This is a genomic window from Lacticaseibacillus brantae DSM 23927 (assembly GCF_001436115.1).
Classification (GTDB): domain Bacteria; phylum Bacillota; class Bacilli; order Lactobacillales; family Lactobacillaceae; genus Lacticaseibacillus; species Lacticaseibacillus brantae.
On the sequence record NZ_AYZQ01000002.1, the window covers coordinates 216091 to 233335 of the forward strand.

Here is a 17245-nt window from a genome sequence, read left to right on the forward strand (position 1 = left end):
GGATGAAAAAGCCGTCAATTCGGCAAAAAATTAAAAGCGAGGTAATTTCAGCATGGCAAAATTAGTGCTTATCCGTCACGGTCAAAGTGAATGGAACTTATCAAACCAATTTACTGGTTGGGTTGATGTTAACTTGAGTGACCAAGGTGTTGAAGAAGCAAAGACTGCAGGACGTAAGATTAAGGAAGCAGGTTTGGAATTTGACCAAGCTTACACTTCTGTTTTGACGCGTGCAATCAAGACTTTACACTTTGCTCTTGAAGAATCAGACCAACTCTGGGTTCCTGAAACCAAGACTTGGCGCTTAAATGAACGTCACTACGGCGCTTTGCAAGGCCAAAACAAGGCTGAAGCTGCTGAAAAGTGGGGCGACGAACAAGTGCACATCTGGCGTCGTTCATACGATGTCCTTCCTCCTCTTTTGGATGCAAGTGATGAAGGCTCAGCTGCTAACGATCGTCGTTACGCTAACCTCGACCCACACATCATCCCTGGTGGTGAAAACTTGAAGGTTACCTTGGAACGCGTGATGCCTTTCTGGGAAGACCATATCGCTCCTGACTTGTTAGCCGGCAAGAACGTTATCATCGCTGCTCATGGTAACTCATTGCGCGCCTTAACCAAGTACATCGAAAACATTTCAGATGAGGACATCATCAACTTAGAAATGGCAACTGGCGAACCAGTTGTGTATGACTTCGACGACAAGTTGAACGTTACAAACAAGACTAAGTTAGGTAAGTAGTTTTTACGTAGCTTCGGACACTCACTTCGGTGGGTGTCTTTTTTTTGGCATAGCGTGTCATAGAATTGGCACTTGCAGGCTCTCCTGTCGACTAATCAATTCTGCCTGTGCAGAATAAAAAGAACCCCATAATTGTAAGGCTTAATCGTCTACCAATTGTGGAGTGCTTCCTAGAATTCATTCTCTTAGTAATTTTTTTATTTGTAATAGAGGGTTGTACTGCTTGCTAATCAAAAGGGGGCTTACTGGGTTTCAAGCTCCCGATTAAAGTACTCATCCCCGTTCAATAATGTTGACAGGGTCTAATTTATTTAATCTCCGAATAGGCAATAAACTAGCTATAAGAATGACACCAAACGCCAAAATCAGATTAGCGAGAAGTGTAGAAAGGAGGAACTGCCCTGGATATAGGAGCATTGTACGTAGCAGAAAGAATAGGATTGCTGCGTCAATAATCTCTGCCAGGATGAACATGATTAGACTGTAGCGAAAGCCATTTACTAATAGTATTTTACGAATATCTTGAGATGAATACCCAATTGCTTTTAAGATGCCAATTTCCTGCATTCTACTTCTATTGGTGAAGAAGAAAGTAATCATCAAGACAACGGTCGTTGCGATTATAATTAGAATCGCGAAATTCGTGGATGAATGTTGAGAATCCTGGATACTCTGATTGAGAGCCGCAATGTTTTGCGCGATTGATGTAACATGCAGCGATGGAGAAATTCCCTTGATTGAGTTGCCTATAGCCATAGTGTCATTGAATGTTTTTGCTTGAACAACCAAGGCACTAAAACCAAACGCCTGTTGTTTGAAAGACGGAAAAATCTGACCTTTAAGCGGATTCTTCTTGATTGTATCTTGCAGAATACCGGTCATTTGTGCATAGTCCATAAACAAACCATTGCCCAATTCAGATCGGTTATACGGATAATTGTCAGCCAGAATCCCTGTAATCTTAGTAGTTAATTTTACAGGGACATAAATATTACCATCGGTGGCTACCGTTTTCTTGTTGTTAGAAGGCAACTCGCTGGTAGCAAGGAACTCGGCGTATGGCACATAAATAGTGAGAGAGATATTATGGCCGACTAGCCCCTTACTCGATATGTGATTGTTATCTAGAAAGGTTTGTGACACAACCAAACCATCCTTGTTGACCTTCGGAGTTCCTTGACTAAAGAAATACTTGCGGCTTATATCCTCAGGGTACAGGGGTTGAATCGAGAAAGTTTTGGCAATGGAATACTTCTTATTTCCAATATTGATAGGAATAGAAGTCGGTTCAGGGTCTTTGGCGTTATCTTTGGTTAGGCCGTAGGAAACAAAGTTAAAATATTTATAAACGATTTTGACACCCTTCACTTTGCCAATGATTGATTCCTCTTGATTAGATAGGTTTCTAAAGGGTTCTAGGTCCTGGTTACTATTACTTCCGAGGGTATCATTAGTCACAAATATTGAGTTATCGGTGGCTTTACTCAAAGTAACCTCTTGCTGCTGAGCCAGCACTTGAGGAATAGTAAGAATGACGCCTGAAATACTTAATAACAGGGTCACGACGATTAGCACCGGCCAGGGAAGTTGTTTTTTTGCCTTGGAGTTTATTTTGTTGTAATGGAGCGCCTCTTTACTAGTGATTATTGAAGAAAAATCAGGTTTGACCTGAGATATATTTTGGTCAGGATGACTGACAGACTGCTCTGGTTCAACGCTTTGATGTTGCTCGATTAAATGTTGATCCAGGATGGTTAGGACAACATCAGCATAATTCTTGGGTAATTCCTCGTGTGAGACAACAATAACAATTTTATTTAAATCATGAGCAAGATGAGACAATTCTTCATATAACTGAACAGCTTTGTCGTGATCTAAAGAATTACTCGGTTCGTCAGCAAAAATAACTTTGGCTCCTGTAATTAGTGCTCTCCCGATTGCACCTCGTTGATCCTCTCCGCCTGATAATTGAGGTGCACTGATGTTTGAACGATCGTTCAAATCCAAATCTCCGAGCGTTTTTAACACAAGGTTTCTCTGCTCATCGGCTGGTACATCGGATTTCAAGAGCGGGACGCTTAAATTATCTCCAAGCGTAAGGCCGTTAATCAAATTATGGTCTTGAAAAATGAATCCAAAATTTGCAAGGCGAAAATCTGCCCGACTCTTATCAGATAATTCCCACAAATTTACATCATCTGAGAAAACTTGACCAGTAGTTGGACGTTGCAGCAGTCCCATCACATTGAGCAGTGACGATTTCCCTATGCCCGACTGACCTTGAATCAAATACATTTTGCCAGATTTAAAGCTGTAACTCACGTTTGATAGGATTTCTTTGTCAAATTTAATGCTAATTGAATCTATACGTAAAGTCCCCATTTCTTTTACCTCCAAAGTTTTAATTGACGTTACCGTTTCCAGTGGTATATTCACTTTGTGCAGGAGGAAAAGTAAGGGGGGAGTTTCTATGAAGAAGTTTATCACACTTGGCGTGGTTATTGCTAGTCTGGGATTGACAGCGATTTCCGTCACCGACAATTTCACCAACAATGTTCAAGCGTATGGGTATACAACACAGCAGACAACACACAATTGGTATGCAACCGGTCAGTGGGTTTCTGCATGGTTTACTTTACACGGCACTGGGTACTCTTATCCAAATAGTGGCAGTGTGACATCCAAATGGATTACATCAGGAGCTGCGCTTGGGCATTCGGTCACCAACCAATCTACATGGACAACCGCAACGCCTAAAGGCACGCATTTGTATGGATCAGCCACTAATTTTTATGGGTTAGACACTTCTTGGTTAAAAATCCCGTTAAAATCTGACACAGTAACTTTAGGACTACAATTCTAATAAATGAAATTTCCTGCACAAAGTAAATGTCGGCTTATTGCACTTTGTTTGTATATCTCGTGGAGTAAGATAAATATTAGACACTATGATTTAAAAATTTAAAGTACTTTTGGCTTGATTCCTGAATATTACTAGGGATCAAGCTTTTTAGGTTTCAAAACTCTTTACAAAGTCGTTTGATACTGTGGTCAGCGGTTGATTGTTTCAGCCGGTCGGTAGCTTTGCCCATATTTGTTTAGACAGACAACCCGTTTTAATCGCTGCGCTACACTCAGTAACACATTAAATACCTTTAATATGAACGTGAGCATTTTTTTGTTTAAAAAGGCTGGTTCTGTCATTGGCGACACAATCAAATCTGCAAATATATATTATTCCTATGAAGGTCTGACAGATAATGTCAGGCCTTTTTATTTTGCCTAAAGGAGGAATAACGTATGGCGTTTGAAGAACGAAGGCTGATGCACTTACTGAGTAGCCTGATTGGTCACTCGCTGTCACCCGCAGATGTAGGTGTCGAGACAGATGAACTCGAAAGGAGTGAGGTTGATATGCAGTTATTACCATCAAGGCTATACGATCGGTTGCCGCAACGGGTTATGGTGACGTCGTATCAAGTACCAGCGCCCAATGATGACTTGGTAGCCTACGTGATACGGACGGAACATGGAACATACATTACTAGTGGGATTATTGCTAACCATCAATTGATTTGGACCCCAAAGGAGGATAAGCATGTTTAGTGGAGAATTGTGGATTCGCGTCGCATTGATTGTGGTGCAGAATGTGGCGTCGGTACTGGTGAAGGAGATAACCAAGTAGGCTACATTCGTCGACAGAGTACGACCATATATTTTGAAGTTTTCCTTGTGTCTTGCACTGTAAAACGCGTTTTTGCGGGTAAAAGCAAACTGGTATCGTTATTTCAGGGAAAGGGGGTGGCGTAATGATAAAATCGGGTGCTGAAGTGGAGATTTCAGTGCTTCATCAGACTTATCAACGCCTAGCAGAATTGGTTGGGGTGGATAACATGCTAAAGATTTATTCAGAGTTTCGTGGGTTACAGATACAGTTTCCCATGCGTATGTATGATCGTGACGCCGTTGGTAAGCGTATTGCTCAGGAATACAACGGTGGAAACTTAAAAGCGCTTTCTGATAAGTACGACTACAGCCAGCGCTGGATTTATCAGCAGATTAAAACGTACAAACAAAAACGAAACATGGAGGGAAAGGCGTAATGAAGCGTTTAGGGTTATTGATGGGTGTGATCGTTGGTGGGCTACTACTAACGGGGTGTCAGTCACACAATGATGTTGCAACATCCACCAAGAGTAAGTACGAGAAGACATATGGCAGTGAGCAGAAAGCTTACTCCAAGTTCCAAGAGAGCACAAAGAATGGGTCAGGTGACGACAGCGAACAGGAATCAGAAGAGGTTCAGAGTTCTAGCTCGTCAGAAAAGTACTACCGAGACCCAGTTGGAACAATCATGGAGAAGGGAGAGCAAGTTCTACATGATAAGAAATTTGCCTTTCGAATAATTGAGCTAACGGATACCTACAAGAAATATCACAGTGAGCTGAAGCAGGAGAAAGTCACAGGTTCTAAGGACAGGGGCTTCTCCTATACATTCCGTGATACCAAGGATGATTCTAGCCTACTCTTCTCGGTCGGGATCAACGGACAGGTACAGGTTTTTCGTGGCGACGAAATAGTTGAGCAGAAGGACTGGATGAATTGGCTTCGCTAATAACAAAATTTGATGGGAGATTTATATGATGCAAAATAATGCGACAGTAACAAAGGTAATTCGTAACTTAGACTTTGTGGGTGCGATCATCATGATTGTGGCCTTGTTCTTGGGTGACTTCTATGCTGACGATGGTGGCGCGTATGCTGCCCAATCAGTTAAAGGCTACCGTTTGATTTTAAATTCGGACTACATGCTGGGTACCTTATTAATCCTGTTGCCAGCAATGATGTTGATTGTGAAGTACATTTCATCATTGAAGAACAACGTGAAGCTGATTGAACTTGTTTGCCCAATCATCACTATCATCTTTGTGTTTGTACTTAAGGGGCAAGTTGGTGACGTAGCCGATGGGACTGTGTCGTTTGCCATGGGTGCATGGATCTATCTTTTAGGCAACGTCTTAGCATTGATCGGTGCCGGTGCAGCGTTTTTCAATGTAGACTTGGAAAAGAAAATCCAAGAGGTTGCCAAGGGTAACCAAAAGGATACCGACAACAAGTAGGCTGACAGGGAAGCTGTACCAACGAGAATGGCTGAATGGGCCATTCTTTTTTTTGTGCGGGAACCACCAATTTTAATCTATTCGTCACCAAACTCATCGAATTTTAATTAGATACCGCTTTCATTTTGGGAAATTGTCCTCTGTATCCCTTGCGCCCCAAGGCGTGTCGGAGGGCCCATGGAACGTAAGGCTATTTCGATGCGACTTTTTTGAATTTGGGGTTTACATTTAGTTGTAAATCAGAAGGGAGATTTTTCCGCGTGGTTAATACGAATATGAGTATGAAAGGTTTATCTAGGGTTCTCACAATTTTGGAGTCAGAGAAGGCTTTGCTCGTCCCAGATCCCGATGATAAGAAGCAGAAGATTCTGTTCAGCCCCACAATGCAATTACTAGCGCCACTGTATCATAGCCCTAATAGTTATCCGAAGAACCTGACGAAGACAGACGTTGATTATCTTAAAGGAACGTTAAGCGGCAAGGAGAAAGCTGTTAAAAGGTTGAATAGAGCAATCAAGATTCATTTTGAGAAGGAATCTTCGAGAATTCAAGCGATACCAGATCAGCCGCATTTGAAACAAGTGATGTCGCTGGCTGCTGATGGTATCAATGCAATACCTAAGAACCATTGGTATGATTTAGGTCAGGCTCTGGCTAATTTCAATTCAAGTGGGCATTCGATTAATTTTCGTCTCCAAGTTCAGGAGGCCACTAATGCAGTTGATTTTGAGTTAGAATCATTTTTGAATGATGTTCTTGATTACTTAGTTGTGCCAGACGTTCCACTTCCGCCTTATTACATGATTGGTGAAATTTCTGACTTTAACGAATATGCTATTGAACAATTTCTGAAATTGGAGGATGTGCTTCCAATACTTGACACTTATCAGGATGAACTGGACAAATTGTGGAATGGTGACACCTCGAAGTTGACCAAAGAATCCGCTGGAGAATATTTTAACCAACTTACGATATTTATGGGAGCGGTGACAACTGCATTCGAGCAACAGCCGAAGCCTCTTTAATAATCGACCTGGCATCCCAAAAATGGGGTGCTTTTTTGTTGCGCTGAAATCAAGGGGACAAACTTGTCCTCTTATGAAACCCTCATTTCGATGGTTTACTTAAGGTATGGTCAGACACGACCAAATCTTGAAAATGAGGTCTTTATCATGTTAAGTAATTTTTCTACTGTTGCCCGTCTTGAAAATATTGAGGTTCTTCATCCTTCACAGCGAAGGGACGATGTATACGATTACCAGGATCAACTCACTTTGCAATTTAGTTTTCCTGATTTTGACTACCATCAAGAACTCGAGCATTACCAGGGACACCACTTCAGGTTTGATTTGTCCAGTGAATCTGATTGGGCGTTACTTCAAAATTCCCCATTCACATCTATGAAAGAAGCGTATTGGCGCACGTTACTGCAAAACTGGTTCACCTTGGCCCTTACGGTTCCAGATTTCAATCCGGCGGTGCCAGTTCAAGTCAATCTCCAATTAAAGTCAGTGAGTTTGTTGGCAGGCTGGGCCTCTGAGGATGAAATGGAGTCCATTCATAACTTACTGGTGTACGGTGACCGGGATCATGCGCGCCAGGGACCAAGTTATCAAGATGGCCTAATACTCGGTGCTAAATCGCTCCAAGATTTGCAGGCCGGTAAATAGGCCCGTAGTTGTTGTGGTCAATCTAGAAAGTGGGTATTCTGATGAAAAATTCGTATAAAACAACAGTTCTTGTGCAGTTGCTGACACTACCTGAAATTCCTGATCCAGATCCATTACCGGGCTTAGTGTTAAACGTGAAGGTTGCCTGGTTAGAAACGTCACCAATGCTGTTTGACACAGAAGACGCTGACGACAATGAGTGGATTGTTGGAATGGATGCCATTAGGCGCCATTCCCCTTTTATCACGGACATTCCTGAAACTTTCAGTGTTTTTCTAAAATGCTGGTTTGAAGCCACACTTGTTAATGATTGGGACGGCACACTCCCTGCACCTGATTCGGGGTTTGACGTCCAATCTTTGAAGTTGTTGTGCGGTCCATGCGATGAGAAGGATGCTGTTAATTTGTATCGATCCATGAAAGCAGAGCGTGATTCAACCAACGGTCAACCAGGAATTGTGGCCTTCTTTAAGGAGACGCCCAATGGTAAGTAAATACTTTAGGCAAATCATTGCCGGTGAAGAGTCCGTCGAGCTTGGCCGCTTCAAGCTAAATTGCGATGGTGTTTATGCTATGAGAGAAGAAGGCAACAGTTGGTTGTCCAGTCCTATTCTTCCTGTGAAAACGTTGCGGGATGAAGAAACTGGGGAGCTAACCACTGAAATTGCTTATACCAGTGGTGGGCAAATTCGCACCCAAGTGATTGATGCTGACAGCTTACAAGGACCACAGGTAGCACGGTTAAGCCGCTTCGGGGTTGTTATTGATCCCTACAACATGCGGGAACTAAGCATGTATTTGCAGCAGGCACGTGACCAAGCGGTTGAGTTGGTGCAGTATGTGTCACCCGGATGGCACACGACCGAGTCAGGTGCACTAGTGTATCGATTGGCTTCAATGAACGAACCTATCGATGAAGGTAGTAAGCTGGTGGGCGAGTATTTGGGTGACTTTGATTTGTCGCCATATGGAACCCTTGGTGACTGGATTAACAATGTTAAGTGGCTCATACAAGGCCGGACCAATTTAGAAATTGCGTTGGGTGTCGCTTTTGCCACGATTATTGCCGGGTATGATGCGGTTCAGAATACGTCACTCGATATCGGTGGTGCCGCGATTGCGTTTGTTGGGCCTAGTAGCTCAGGAAAGTCTTCTGCGTTAATGGCGATGCTGTCAGTGTTTGGGCAGCCATCAAATACAAAAGCAGGGTCACTATTCCTTGGTTTCAACTCAACCCAGAATGCGATGGTTAACAGCCTCAGCGGTAATTACGGTGTTGGGATTGGCTACGACGATATTGGCGGCAACATTGAAAGCACCAGATTTGACCAGCTGATTTATAGCATCGGGAATGGGGCTGAAAAACGTCGATTGAGTAGTGACCCCACATTAAAAGGTGGAAGTCACTTTGCAACATGGGTGTACTTTACTGGTGAAGTCAGCTTAGGGGAGCGCCTGTCAACGTCAAGTGGACTATTCGTGCGCTTACTGGAATTCCAGTTACCCTTTACTGAAAACGCTGAGCATGCCCAAGCCATTAAGACGGCATTCTCAAACACGTACGGTACGGCTGCCTTGCCTTTTGCTAATTACTTGCAGTCATTGTCACTGGAGCAGGTTAGGCAAAAGTTTGCGGAAGCTATGGCGGTCTTTGGAACACCAGAAGCATATTCACCAACTATTGGTCGGGTTCAAACGAAAGTTGCCGTCATTCTGATGGCAATTCGCATGTATTCGGAGCTGTTTACTATTGATGTGGATGAGCAAGCGATTATGGATGTTCTTTGGAACCAGTTCCAAGGGCTTGCCTTGAAAGCAGATGTTGCCACTCAATCGTATGCCGCAATCACGAACTGGCTCAGTGACAACTGGACTGACTTTGAGAACACTAGCCCAGAAAAACCTAATGCGTATGGATGGGTACAACACATCAAAGGCGTGCAGTATGTCATGATTTATCAGCCCCAGTTCGATAGTTTGCTGGAAGAGCTGAATCTGCCAGATGCTACGACTGTCCTGACCGCATTTAAAAATGTTGGCATGAGTAAGTATGAGTCTCAAAGGCTGTATTTTCGGTATGGGGCAAGCAAAATTATTGTTGCTGCTATTGATATGACTAAGGAGGTCAAGAGTATTGGATAACGACAAAGAGTTTGATGATGATGACACACAGAAATTTTCTGAACAGGAGGGTCAATTATTGTACAACAGGAACATACCAATGGGTGTAGAGCAAGGGGGAATCCCATTGTCATACCTAATGAGGTTGAATGAGACCGCAACGTACCTTGGAGTATCCCGGGCATCGCTGAATACGATGATGGAAGACCCGCTTTTCCCACGGATGCGTGTTGGCCCTTCTGGAAAGCAGTTCCGTGTCCCTGTGGGTGCACTGAGAAGCTATATTGACGGTAAATCTAGTAGCTGGTATCTCGACAAGTAGGGGGTGGACGCGTCATGCCACAAATCATTAAGAATCCTAATACGGGTAGTCAACATCCCTACAAGGCGATTATGTCGTTCAGCAAGGATGGTAAGCGTAAGCGGAAGTCCAAGGTGTTCGATAGCCATAAGGATGCTGAACTGTGGATTGCCCAACAACAAGTTGAAGAAGGCAAGGGTGCTGACGCATTTACCGAGGATATGCTCCTGATAAATTACTTCGCCATGTGGGTGAAACTCTATAAGGAACCATCCGTCGAGCCTGCTACGCTAGATAGTTATCGGTTGACGTTGACTCACCTAAAGCGACTGTTGCCAAACGTAAGGATGCGCGACCTAACCAAAGGTGTCATCCAAAATTACTTCAACCACCTAAATATGAGTGAGGCTAGCGCCAAGAAACAACGGTCACAGTTACGTGCTTGTCTAAAGGATGCTGTACTTGAGGGTGTCATTGCCAAGAACCCCACTGATACGCGCATTAACATCGTGGCGGATCGCAGTAAGACGAAGCAGGATGATCATAAATTCATGTCACGGGCTGACTATTATCGCGTGCGTAACTTCCTGCTTGATTACGACTATCAGTTGAAAGATGTCAATCGGTTCGCTCTATTCATCATTGCCAATACGGCGATGCGCGCAGGAGAAGCCTTAGCCCTCCAAGAAGACGACCTCGACTACGACAATAACGAAATCCGTATTGACCAAAGTTGGGATAGCCTGCATAAGCTGATGAAGGAACCTAAGACTGAAAAGGCTAAGCGCTCCATACCAGTAACCCCACAAGTGATGTTGAAAATTCGTCGCTGGGTCACCCAGCATAAACAGTGGTTACTTGCCAAGGGTATTACGAACCCTGAACGTTATTTGATGTGGAATAAACGTGGACATTTACCTGATGCTAAGAATCTGAATGCTAGCTACCATCAACTGCAAGTACGTTTAGGTATCGAAGCAAAGTTTAGTACCCATACGTTGCGACATACGATAGCCAGCCTGATGATATCTCAAGGCATTAGTCTCAGTTACGTATCTGCCTTCCTGGGCCATGCCAGCACAGTGATTACCCAAACTTACTATATAGGGTTACTGCCTGATACCGTGAAGGAGGAGCAAGATAAGGCACTAGCCGTGCTTGATCAAGCCAACAATGCCTGACAAGCTACAATACAAAGAAACCGCCATTCCGATGATAAGTTGGAATGGCGGTTTTATTATGCAGTCAATTTGAATATCCGAGGAGCTAACAAGGGAATAGCTGCCTGCTCATCGGATGTTAGTGGTCGATTCAGGATACGCGGTAGGTCGTCGAACAACTTATCAGTCTCAATCAAGCCAATAGTCTCTCCGTGGTGCCGAACCTTCGTCCAACCACCGGGACAACCAGAGCGAGTGATAGTAAAGTCATCAAGATGTAGAACGTTAGTCATTAAGCATCACCTCACTGATTATTATACGAACGTATGTTCGATAAATCAAGCGGAATTGGACAAGTAAATCCCCGAATCCCCGTCAAAAAGTAGGCACACAAGCGTAAATAACTGAAGGAGAAATCAATATGCCAAATCAACCAGCGATACTAGAAACTATTGAAGTCACATCAAGGACAACAGCTAAAAACGTCTTTTGGGTTAGATGGGTATGGGAGACAGAATTACCCCAATACTTAGTGATTGCAAACTACCCATCCGTTGGTGATCCTAAGATACTCGACGTGACCCGTTTACTGATAATGAACCATATAAGAGCACTTAAAGGTGGTGGCGTTGCAATTGCAAACCTGTTTAGCCAACCAGTCGAGCATCTCAGTGATAAAGCTCTGAGTGACGGTAGTACAGCTCAGGGTATAACGGAGATTATTAACTTAGCTAAACAAGTAGACCACGTCATATTAGCGATGGGGTCACTACCGGATAAATCAAAAGTAGCAAAGGCACGATATGATGGATTGATTACCGTTATCAAGGAAGAAAAGCTAACCGATAAAGTTGAAATGCTGATTAATGTTACCAGTAAGAAACCAGCACATCCGTTGAGTTTACAAGGTAGAACATGGGAATTCCAACCAATCAGTGAGCCTAAACCTTCGAAGAAAACGATGAAGAAAATAGCTGACCAATAGCATATCCTAAATATGTGAAAAGAGCGAGTGCCCCTAAACGACCCCTCGATATTGCGAAAAAATCGCGTAGACCCATTGAGTTATAAGACATTCCCACGTGAGGCCTAAAGACTTTCTGGGAAGACCATATCGCTCCTGACTTGTTAGCCGGCAAGAACGTTATCATCGCTGCTCATGGTAACTCATTACGTGCCTTGACCAAGTACATCGAAAACATTTCTGATGAAGATATCATCAACTTAGAAATGGCAACTGGCGAACCAGTTGTGTACGACTTCGACGACAAGTTGAACGTTACAAACAAGACGAAGTTAGGTAAGTAATTAGAAGTGTGAAGCCTCACAGGTAACAAACGAGTACCAGCATAACTTCGAGGACGGATGCGTGCATCCGCGGAGAAGTAAGCTGGACGGAGTTTGTTGTGAGGGTGAACACGTTAATACTTTCCTAGTTGGAACACTCACTTTGGTGGGTGTTCTTTTTTTGCCATAAATTGCATAGGGTGTCATGGAATTGGCACTTGTAGACCCTAGACCCAGTTTAATCTGCGTCACTTGGGTCACTATGGGCACTGCCGATAAAGCCAATTCTGCAAATTTATATTATTTCTATGAAGGTCTGACAAATGATGTCAGGCCATTTTTTCCTAAAGGAGAAGGGCAGAGGGATGAAAATTAGCGGAAGAAGGTTGAGAAACTAAATGATTTAAAAGCACCTAGGTCAAGAATTATTATGAATTTAAACATAGCTTTCATATTCTTTAGTCAATGGCAAAGCCGTATCTGTTTCTGTGGTTCATTCGCCATGTGATGGTTATCCTGTTTGGATAAGCTCGTGTGTGACACTATTGCCGAATTTGTCCACAAACACGATTGATTCACCCTGAGTCACATTGTAAGCTTAAGAAGTAATCACGAAATGGTGATTAACGAAGGCATCAAATGATGGAACTTATTACGCTTGAGGTGCATTGAGCTTTGCAGTGCGGAGTTAAGTGCCCATTTACTATCATGGATAATGCACTAGATGTTGATTAATTTGATGGAGGTCTAACAATAATGACACAAGCATATTTTTACGATGAACAATTGGATCAAACAGATAAGCAGGCATTTCAAGATCGCGCCGAGATTCGTGAGTTATTAGAATATGAACGCTATACACGTGATAGTGGATTATATGAACAAGAAGCTAATTGTTACAGTGATGACGCCCTAATACACGTTTCTTGGTATGACGGTCCAGCCACTGGTTACTTTGAAAAAGTTGCTGCGGCTCATGGTGGTGGTGCTAAGCAGAAGATTTTTTACACGGAAGTTTGGCTTAATGGCGATAAAGCTATCGCGGAGATGCCAGTCATGATGCTGTCACCGAGAATTAAATTAGACAATCAACCGATTGAGGTGCATTCGTATGCACGTATTTTTACCCGCCTAGAAAAAATTAACGGGCTCTGGAAGATTGTCGACGCAGATTGTATTTATGAACGGGATGAAATTATCCCAGTTATTCCAAGTGTCAGCATTAATATTGATTTGAAAGAACTCACATCCTATCGTGAGAGTTACCAAGGCCTGTGTTACGTGCTTAGTCGTACGGGCTTTGAAAGTCGCCAAGATTTGCCTGGTGATGATCAGCCTGAAACCGTGGAAAAAGTTTATCGAAATGCTAGCAACTGGTTTTATGAACAGCGGGATTAGTTTTTAAAAATCAAAACAGAATAAAGCGAGCATCCCGAAATCCTATGTTTCTGGGACGCTCGCTTTTTTAATTGCAGTAGGAATAATATAGGGCGTTTGAAGAATGTTGAAAAGGATGGCCAGCATAGTGTGTTGTCACAGCAAGTTAATGTTTGCCACCAGATAAGTGTTGAAAGATATTCCGGGGATCTGGCACCATTAAACTGTAGAGTTTGACTAACATTTTGGTGTCTATCGTGGGATATTTAAGCATCACGCGACTAAAGTTAAACACATTGCGCGCGACGACTTCATTAACAAATCCTTGAAAATCGTTCTGCCGGTCATCAATGAATGTGACGCGCATCATATCGTTGGCCAGGACAGTAATGGCCGCTTCTTCTGCGTGGGCCCAGTAAATCATCTCAAAGAGCATCTGATTATTCTTTAACTCTTGAACCACTGTCTGTGGTAGATCGACGACACTGACTGGAACTTTGTCGATGAGCGCCAAAAAATCATTTGCAATGTTAGCAACATGATTTTCAAGGATCTCGAGCTGATTGTTATAATGGCGGTAAAAAGTTTGGCGAACAATTCCAGCTTCTTTACATAGTTGGGTTACCGTGATTGACTCAAAGCGTACTTCAGTAATAAAGAAATGTGTCAGCGCCTTGAAAAGTTTGTCTTGCGTGGCTTGGAGGCGCTTGTCAGGTTGTTGATAGCGAGCAAATTTAATACCAGGAGTTTGCGTAGTACTCACCTCTTTAGTGATATTTTAACATGATATGACAACAGTCAATGATTATAGGACAGGCTAGTCCTTGAAATTGAATCTCAGAGTGGATTACTGACTTGTTAGACGGCAAGAAGGTTATCATCGCTGCTCATGGTAACTCATTGCGTGCCTTAACCAAGCACATCGAAAACATTTCTGACGAAGATGTCATCAACTTAGAAATGGCAACTGGTGAACCAGTTGTGTACGACTTCGACGACAAGTTGAACGTTACAAACAAATTTGCAAATATATATTATTCATAAAAAGGTCTGACAGATAATGTCAGGCCTTTTTATTTTGCCGCAGGAGGAATAACGTATGGCGCTTGAAGAACGAAGGCTGATGCACTTACTGAGTAGCCTGATTGGTCACTCGTTGTCACCCGCAGATGTAGGTGTCGAGACAGACGCACTTGAAAGGAGTGAGCTGGACATGCAGTTATTACCATCGAAGAAACTATATGATCGGTTACCGCAGCTGGTTATGGTGACGTCTTATCAGGGGCCAGCTCACTTACATGATCGTGAACTAGCTGCCAAGCAAATACTGGAAGAGTACAATGGCTCAAACAGATTATTGATTTCAGGGGCAGGATGATTTTTTTCAGACACAAATGATGGACCCATTTCAAGAGTAAGTTGATACATGGTAAAATATTCTATCAAAAAGCGAGAGCCGCAGGAATCTTCGGATTCCTGCGGCTCTCGCTCGAGATTGTATAGTTATGTCACAGCTTCTTTTTCATGCCTTAGACGCTGTAAATCTGTTTGAGCGCAGCAATGTCCTCAGCCGATAAGGCGGTTTTGCCTTGATCGACGGGGTACATGACGGAAGCGGCATTGGTGCTGTGATCGAGCCCCAGTGCGTGGCCTAACTCGTGAATCGCCACCGATTGGGCGATGGATTCCGGATAGGTCACGTTGAGGCTAGCGGTCGCGTGATTGATGGTCATCCCACCCCACACACGGCTGATAATCTCGGGCCCACCCTGACCTAATTCAAGAGAGACACGTTGACTGAGGGGCATTTGCTTATGATAAATCGAGAACTCAATTTGATTTTGTGTACTGGTGCCCGTTCCTGGAATCAGATTGACGAGCCCGGTTGCGTTATAGACGTCTACCGCATGGGCGAAGACGTTGCGCACGGCCTGTGAGTCGTTTGTGTCGAAGGTGTAATAGTAGGTGCGGCTCAGAGACGCACCTTGGACGATTGAGACAATCGGGGTGGCTTGCCCAGTGTCCGCCTGGCGGGACTGCGCGCGATTCGCCGTGGCTTCTTTTGGTGTCACGTTTACTTTTGGTTGGGACTGTTGTGAGACTTCAACTTTGGGCTGATTTTGACTACTGGCAACAAATTGATCGAATTTGTTCTTAGCGAAATCTACAGTTTCACGCAACTCGGTTTGAGCCTGGAGTCGCTGAGGGGCTGGGACTGGGCTGTAATCACTGGCAATTAAAAAAGTGGCGCCGCCAATGAAAATCAGCCACGCGAGCCCACGATGGTTCGCCATGGGAATCTTCCTTCCTGAATCATTTTGACCAGCATACTATTTTGTCGAGGCTTTGTCGTCAGACCTTGGAAGGACGTAAGCAAATCTTAACCCAGTGCACAGGCATAGAAGCTATGACAAAAGACGCTTTGAGAAGGCGCTAATCCTGTCAAGTTGACATCTGAAATAACGGATATTTATTTATAGCTTTGAAATGGTGTCATCGTGGTATTCTTTTGCGGTGGCGGTGTTGCGACAGCGATCCTATTCAGTCAACCGGTCGCACACCTAAGCGATAAAGCTCTATCTGACGGTAGTACAGCACAAGGTATAACAGAGGTTATTAGCCTAGCCAAACAAGTAGACCATGTCATATTAGCAATCGGATCACTACCGGATAAATCTCAGGTAGTAAATGCACGATATGATGAACTGATTACCGTTATCAAGGAAGAAAAGTTAACAGACAAAGTTGAAATGCTGACTAATGCTATCAGTCAGAAACCAGTACATCCGGTGAGTTTACAAGGTAGAATGTGGAAATTCCAACCAATAAGTGAGCCTAAACCTTCGAAGAAAACGGCTGATCAGTAGCATATTCTAAATATGTGAAAAGTGCGAGTGCTCCTGAGCGGCCCTCGAGATTGTGAAAATATAGTACGAACCCATTGAGTTATAAGGCATCCACATGCGAAAATTATTCACTTTCTGGGTAAGACCATATCGCCCCTGACTTGTTAGACGGCAAGACCTTTGCCATTGCTCACGGTAACTCATTACATGCCTTAACCAAGTACAGCGAAAACATTTCTGATGAAGATATCATCAACTTAGAAATGGCAACTGGTGAACCAGTTGTGCATGACTTCGACGACAAGTTGAACGTTACAAACAAAACAAAGTTAGGTAAGTAATTAAGAAGTGTGAGCAGAATCGACAGTCTCTGGGAACACGTTAATGCTTACTTGGCTGTGAACTCTCACTTCGGTGGGTGTTCTTTTTTTTGCCATAATTGGCCATATCGTTGCACAGAATTGGCACTTGCAGACTCTCGAGCTAATTAAATGTGCGCACTGGGATCACTAAGAACCCACTCAGATTCTAACCAGTATTGGTCCAAAGATTTATCTATATGGCAACAAGGTATTCGCACAAAAAAAGCTGTCACTCTAGTTGGAATGGCAGCTTTTA

The 17245-nt window shown here is 43.4% G+C and carries 19 protein-coding genes and 3 pseudogenes; 18 read left to right on the plus strand and 4 right to left on the minus strand.

Annotation, left to right across the window (positions count from 1 at the left end; translation table 11 throughout):
- Positions 1 to 52 precede the first annotated feature (52 nt).
- Positions 53 to 745, plus strand: coding sequence for a 2,3-diphosphoglycerate-dependent phosphoglycerate mutase (locus FC34_RS05185; protein WP_057894339.1), 693 nt, complete (start codon positions 53 to 55; stop codon positions 743 to 745).
- 273 nt (positions 746 to 1018) lie between these two features.
- On the opposite strand, the gene FC34_RS05190 is transcribed toward FC34_RS05185, so the two are convergent.
- Positions 1019 to 3127: an ABC transporter ATP-binding protein/permease gene (locus FC34_RS05190; RefSeq protein ID WP_057894340.1), complete on the minus strand. Its 2109-nt coding sequence runs from the start codon at positions 3125 to 3127 to the stop codon at positions 1019 to 1021.
- 88 nt (positions 3128 to 3215) lie between these two features.
- On the opposite strand from FC34_RS05190, the gene FC34_RS05195 reads away from it, so the two are divergent.
- The 11 genes from FC34_RS05195 to FC34_RS05245 all read left to right on the plus strand — a co-directional run bounded on the left by FC34_RS05195 (position 3216) and on the right by FC34_RS05245 (position 11138).
- Positions 3216 to 3608, plus strand: coding sequence for a hypothetical protein (locus FC34_RS05195; protein WP_057894341.1), 393 nt, complete (start codon positions 3216 to 3218; stop codon positions 3606 to 3608).
- Positions 3609 to 4045: 437 nt separating this feature from the next.
- Positions 4046 to 4351 (plus strand): hypothetical protein, encoded by a 306-nt coding sequence (locus tag FC34_RS05200; protein WP_057894342.1) that lies wholly within the window; start codon positions 4046 to 4048, stop codon positions 4349 to 4351.
- Between the two features lie 203 nt (positions 4352 to 4554).
- Positions 4555 to 4848 (plus strand): Mor transcription activator family protein, encoded by a 294-nt coding sequence (locus tag FC34_RS05205; protein ID WP_057894343.1) that lies wholly within the window; start codon positions 4555 to 4557, stop codon positions 4846 to 4848.
- Positions 4848 to 5360, plus strand: coding sequence for a hypothetical protein (locus FC34_RS05210; RefSeq protein WP_057894344.1), 513 nt, complete (start codon positions 4848 to 4850; stop codon positions 5358 to 5360). The genes FC34_RS05205 and FC34_RS05210 overlap by 1 nt, the downstream gene beginning before the upstream one ends.
- A gap of 25 nt (positions 5361 to 5385) precedes the next feature.
- On the plus strand, positions 5386 to 5865 hold the full coding sequence (locus tag FC34_RS05215; protein ID WP_157052241.1) for a hypothetical protein: 480 nt from the start codon (positions 5386 to 5388) through the stop codon (positions 5863 to 5865).
- A gap of 260 nt (positions 5866 to 6125) precedes the next feature.
- On the plus strand, positions 6126 to 6890 hold the full coding sequence (locus FC34_RS05220; RefSeq protein WP_057894346.1) for a hypothetical protein: 765 nt from the start codon (positions 6126 to 6128) through the stop codon (positions 6888 to 6890).
- Between the two features lie 147 nt (positions 6891 to 7037).
- A complete protein-coding gene (locus tag FC34_RS05225) occupies positions 7038 to 7535 on the plus strand; it encodes a hypothetical protein (protein WP_057894347.1) in 498 nt (165 codons plus the stop codon).
- A 41-nt stretch (positions 7536 to 7576) separates the two neighbouring features.
- On the plus strand, positions 7577 to 8029 hold the full coding sequence (locus FC34_RS05230) for a hypothetical protein (RefSeq protein ID WP_057894348.1): 453 nt from the start codon (positions 7577 to 7579) through the stop codon (positions 8027 to 8029).
- Entirely contained in the window at positions 8019 to 9677 is a 1659-nt protein-coding gene (locus FC34_RS05235; RefSeq protein ID WP_057894349.1) for a DUF927 domain-containing protein, read from the plus strand. The genes FC34_RS05230 and FC34_RS05235 overlap by 11 nt, the downstream gene beginning before the upstream one ends.
- Complete coding sequence (locus FC34_RS05240) at positions 9670 to 9978, plus strand: helix-turn-helix transcriptional regulator (RefSeq protein WP_057894350.1); 309 nt, start codon at positions 9670 to 9672, stop codon at positions 9976 to 9978. Before FC34_RS05235 ends, FC34_RS05240 begins: the two co-directional genes overlap by 8 nt.
- A 14-nt stretch (positions 9979 to 9992) precedes the next feature.
- Positions 9993 to 11138 carry a tyrosine-type recombinase/integrase gene (locus tag FC34_RS05245; protein ID WP_057894351.1) on the plus strand — a complete coding sequence of 382 codons (1146 nt, stop codon included), beginning with the start codon at positions 9993 to 9995 and terminating at the stop codon, positions 11136 to 11138.
- Positions 11139 to 11194: 56 nt separating this feature from the next.
- On the opposite strand, the gene FC34_RS05250 is transcribed toward FC34_RS05245, so the two are convergent.
- Positions 11195 to 11410 carry a hypothetical protein gene (locus FC34_RS05250; RefSeq protein ID WP_057894352.1) on the minus strand — a complete coding sequence of 72 codons (216 nt, stop codon included), beginning with the start codon at positions 11408 to 11410 and terminating at the stop codon, positions 11195 to 11197.
- A gap of 128 nt (positions 11411 to 11538) precedes the next feature.
- Between FC34_RS05250 and FC34_RS05255 the strand changes: the two genes are divergently transcribed.
- The 3 genes and pseudogenes from FC34_RS05255 (at position 11539) to FC34_RS05265 (ending at position 13802) form a co-directional block, all read left to right on the plus strand.
- Entirely contained in the window at positions 11539 to 12102 is a 564-nt protein-coding gene (locus FC34_RS05255; protein ID WP_057894353.1) for a DUF1643 domain-containing protein, read from the plus strand.
- 113 nt (positions 12103 to 12215) lie between these two features.
- Positions 12216 to 12425: pseudogene (locus FC34_RS05260) on the plus strand (2,3-bisphosphoglycerate-dependent phosphoglycerate mutase); the annotation flags it as partial.
- 735 nt (positions 12426 to 13160) lie between these two features.
- On the plus strand, positions 13161 to 13802 hold the full coding sequence (locus FC34_RS05265) for a nuclear transport factor 2 family protein (protein WP_057894355.1): 642 nt from the start codon (positions 13161 to 13163) through the stop codon (positions 13800 to 13802).
- 145 nt (positions 13803 to 13947) lie between these two features.
- Here FC34_RS05265 and FC34_RS05270 read toward each other — a convergent pair whose 3' ends face one another.
- Entirely contained in the window at positions 13948 to 14544 is a 597-nt protein-coding gene (locus FC34_RS05270; protein ID WP_057894356.1) for a TetR/AcrR family transcriptional regulator, read from the minus strand.
- 89 nt (positions 14545 to 14633) lie between these two features.
- Between FC34_RS05270 and FC34_RS05275 the strand changes: the two are divergent.
- Positions 14634 to 14825 (plus strand): annotated as a pseudogene (locus tag FC34_RS05275) (hypothetical protein); the annotation flags it as partial.
- Positions 14826 to 14880: 55 nt separating this feature from the next.
- Positions 14881 to 15159, plus strand: a complete 279-nt coding sequence (locus FC34_RS05280) for a hypothetical protein (RefSeq protein WP_057894358.1) — start codon at positions 14881 to 14883, stop codon at positions 15157 to 15159.
- 151 nt (positions 15160 to 15310) lie between these two features.
- Here FC34_RS05280 and FC34_RS05285 read toward each other — a convergent pair whose 3' ends face one another.
- Positions 15311 to 16075, minus strand: coding sequence for a matrixin family metalloprotease (locus FC34_RS05285; RefSeq protein ID WP_083479251.1), 765 nt, complete (start codon positions 16073 to 16075; stop codon positions 15311 to 15313).
- Positions 16076 to 16770: 695 nt separating this feature from the next.
- Here FC34_RS05285 and gpmA point away from each other — a divergent pair.
- Positions 16771 to 16968 (plus strand): annotated as a pseudogene (gpmA, locus tag FC34_RS05295) (2,3-diphosphoglycerate-dependent phosphoglycerate mutase); the annotation flags it as partial.
- Positions 16969 to 17245: the final 277 nt, after the last annotated feature.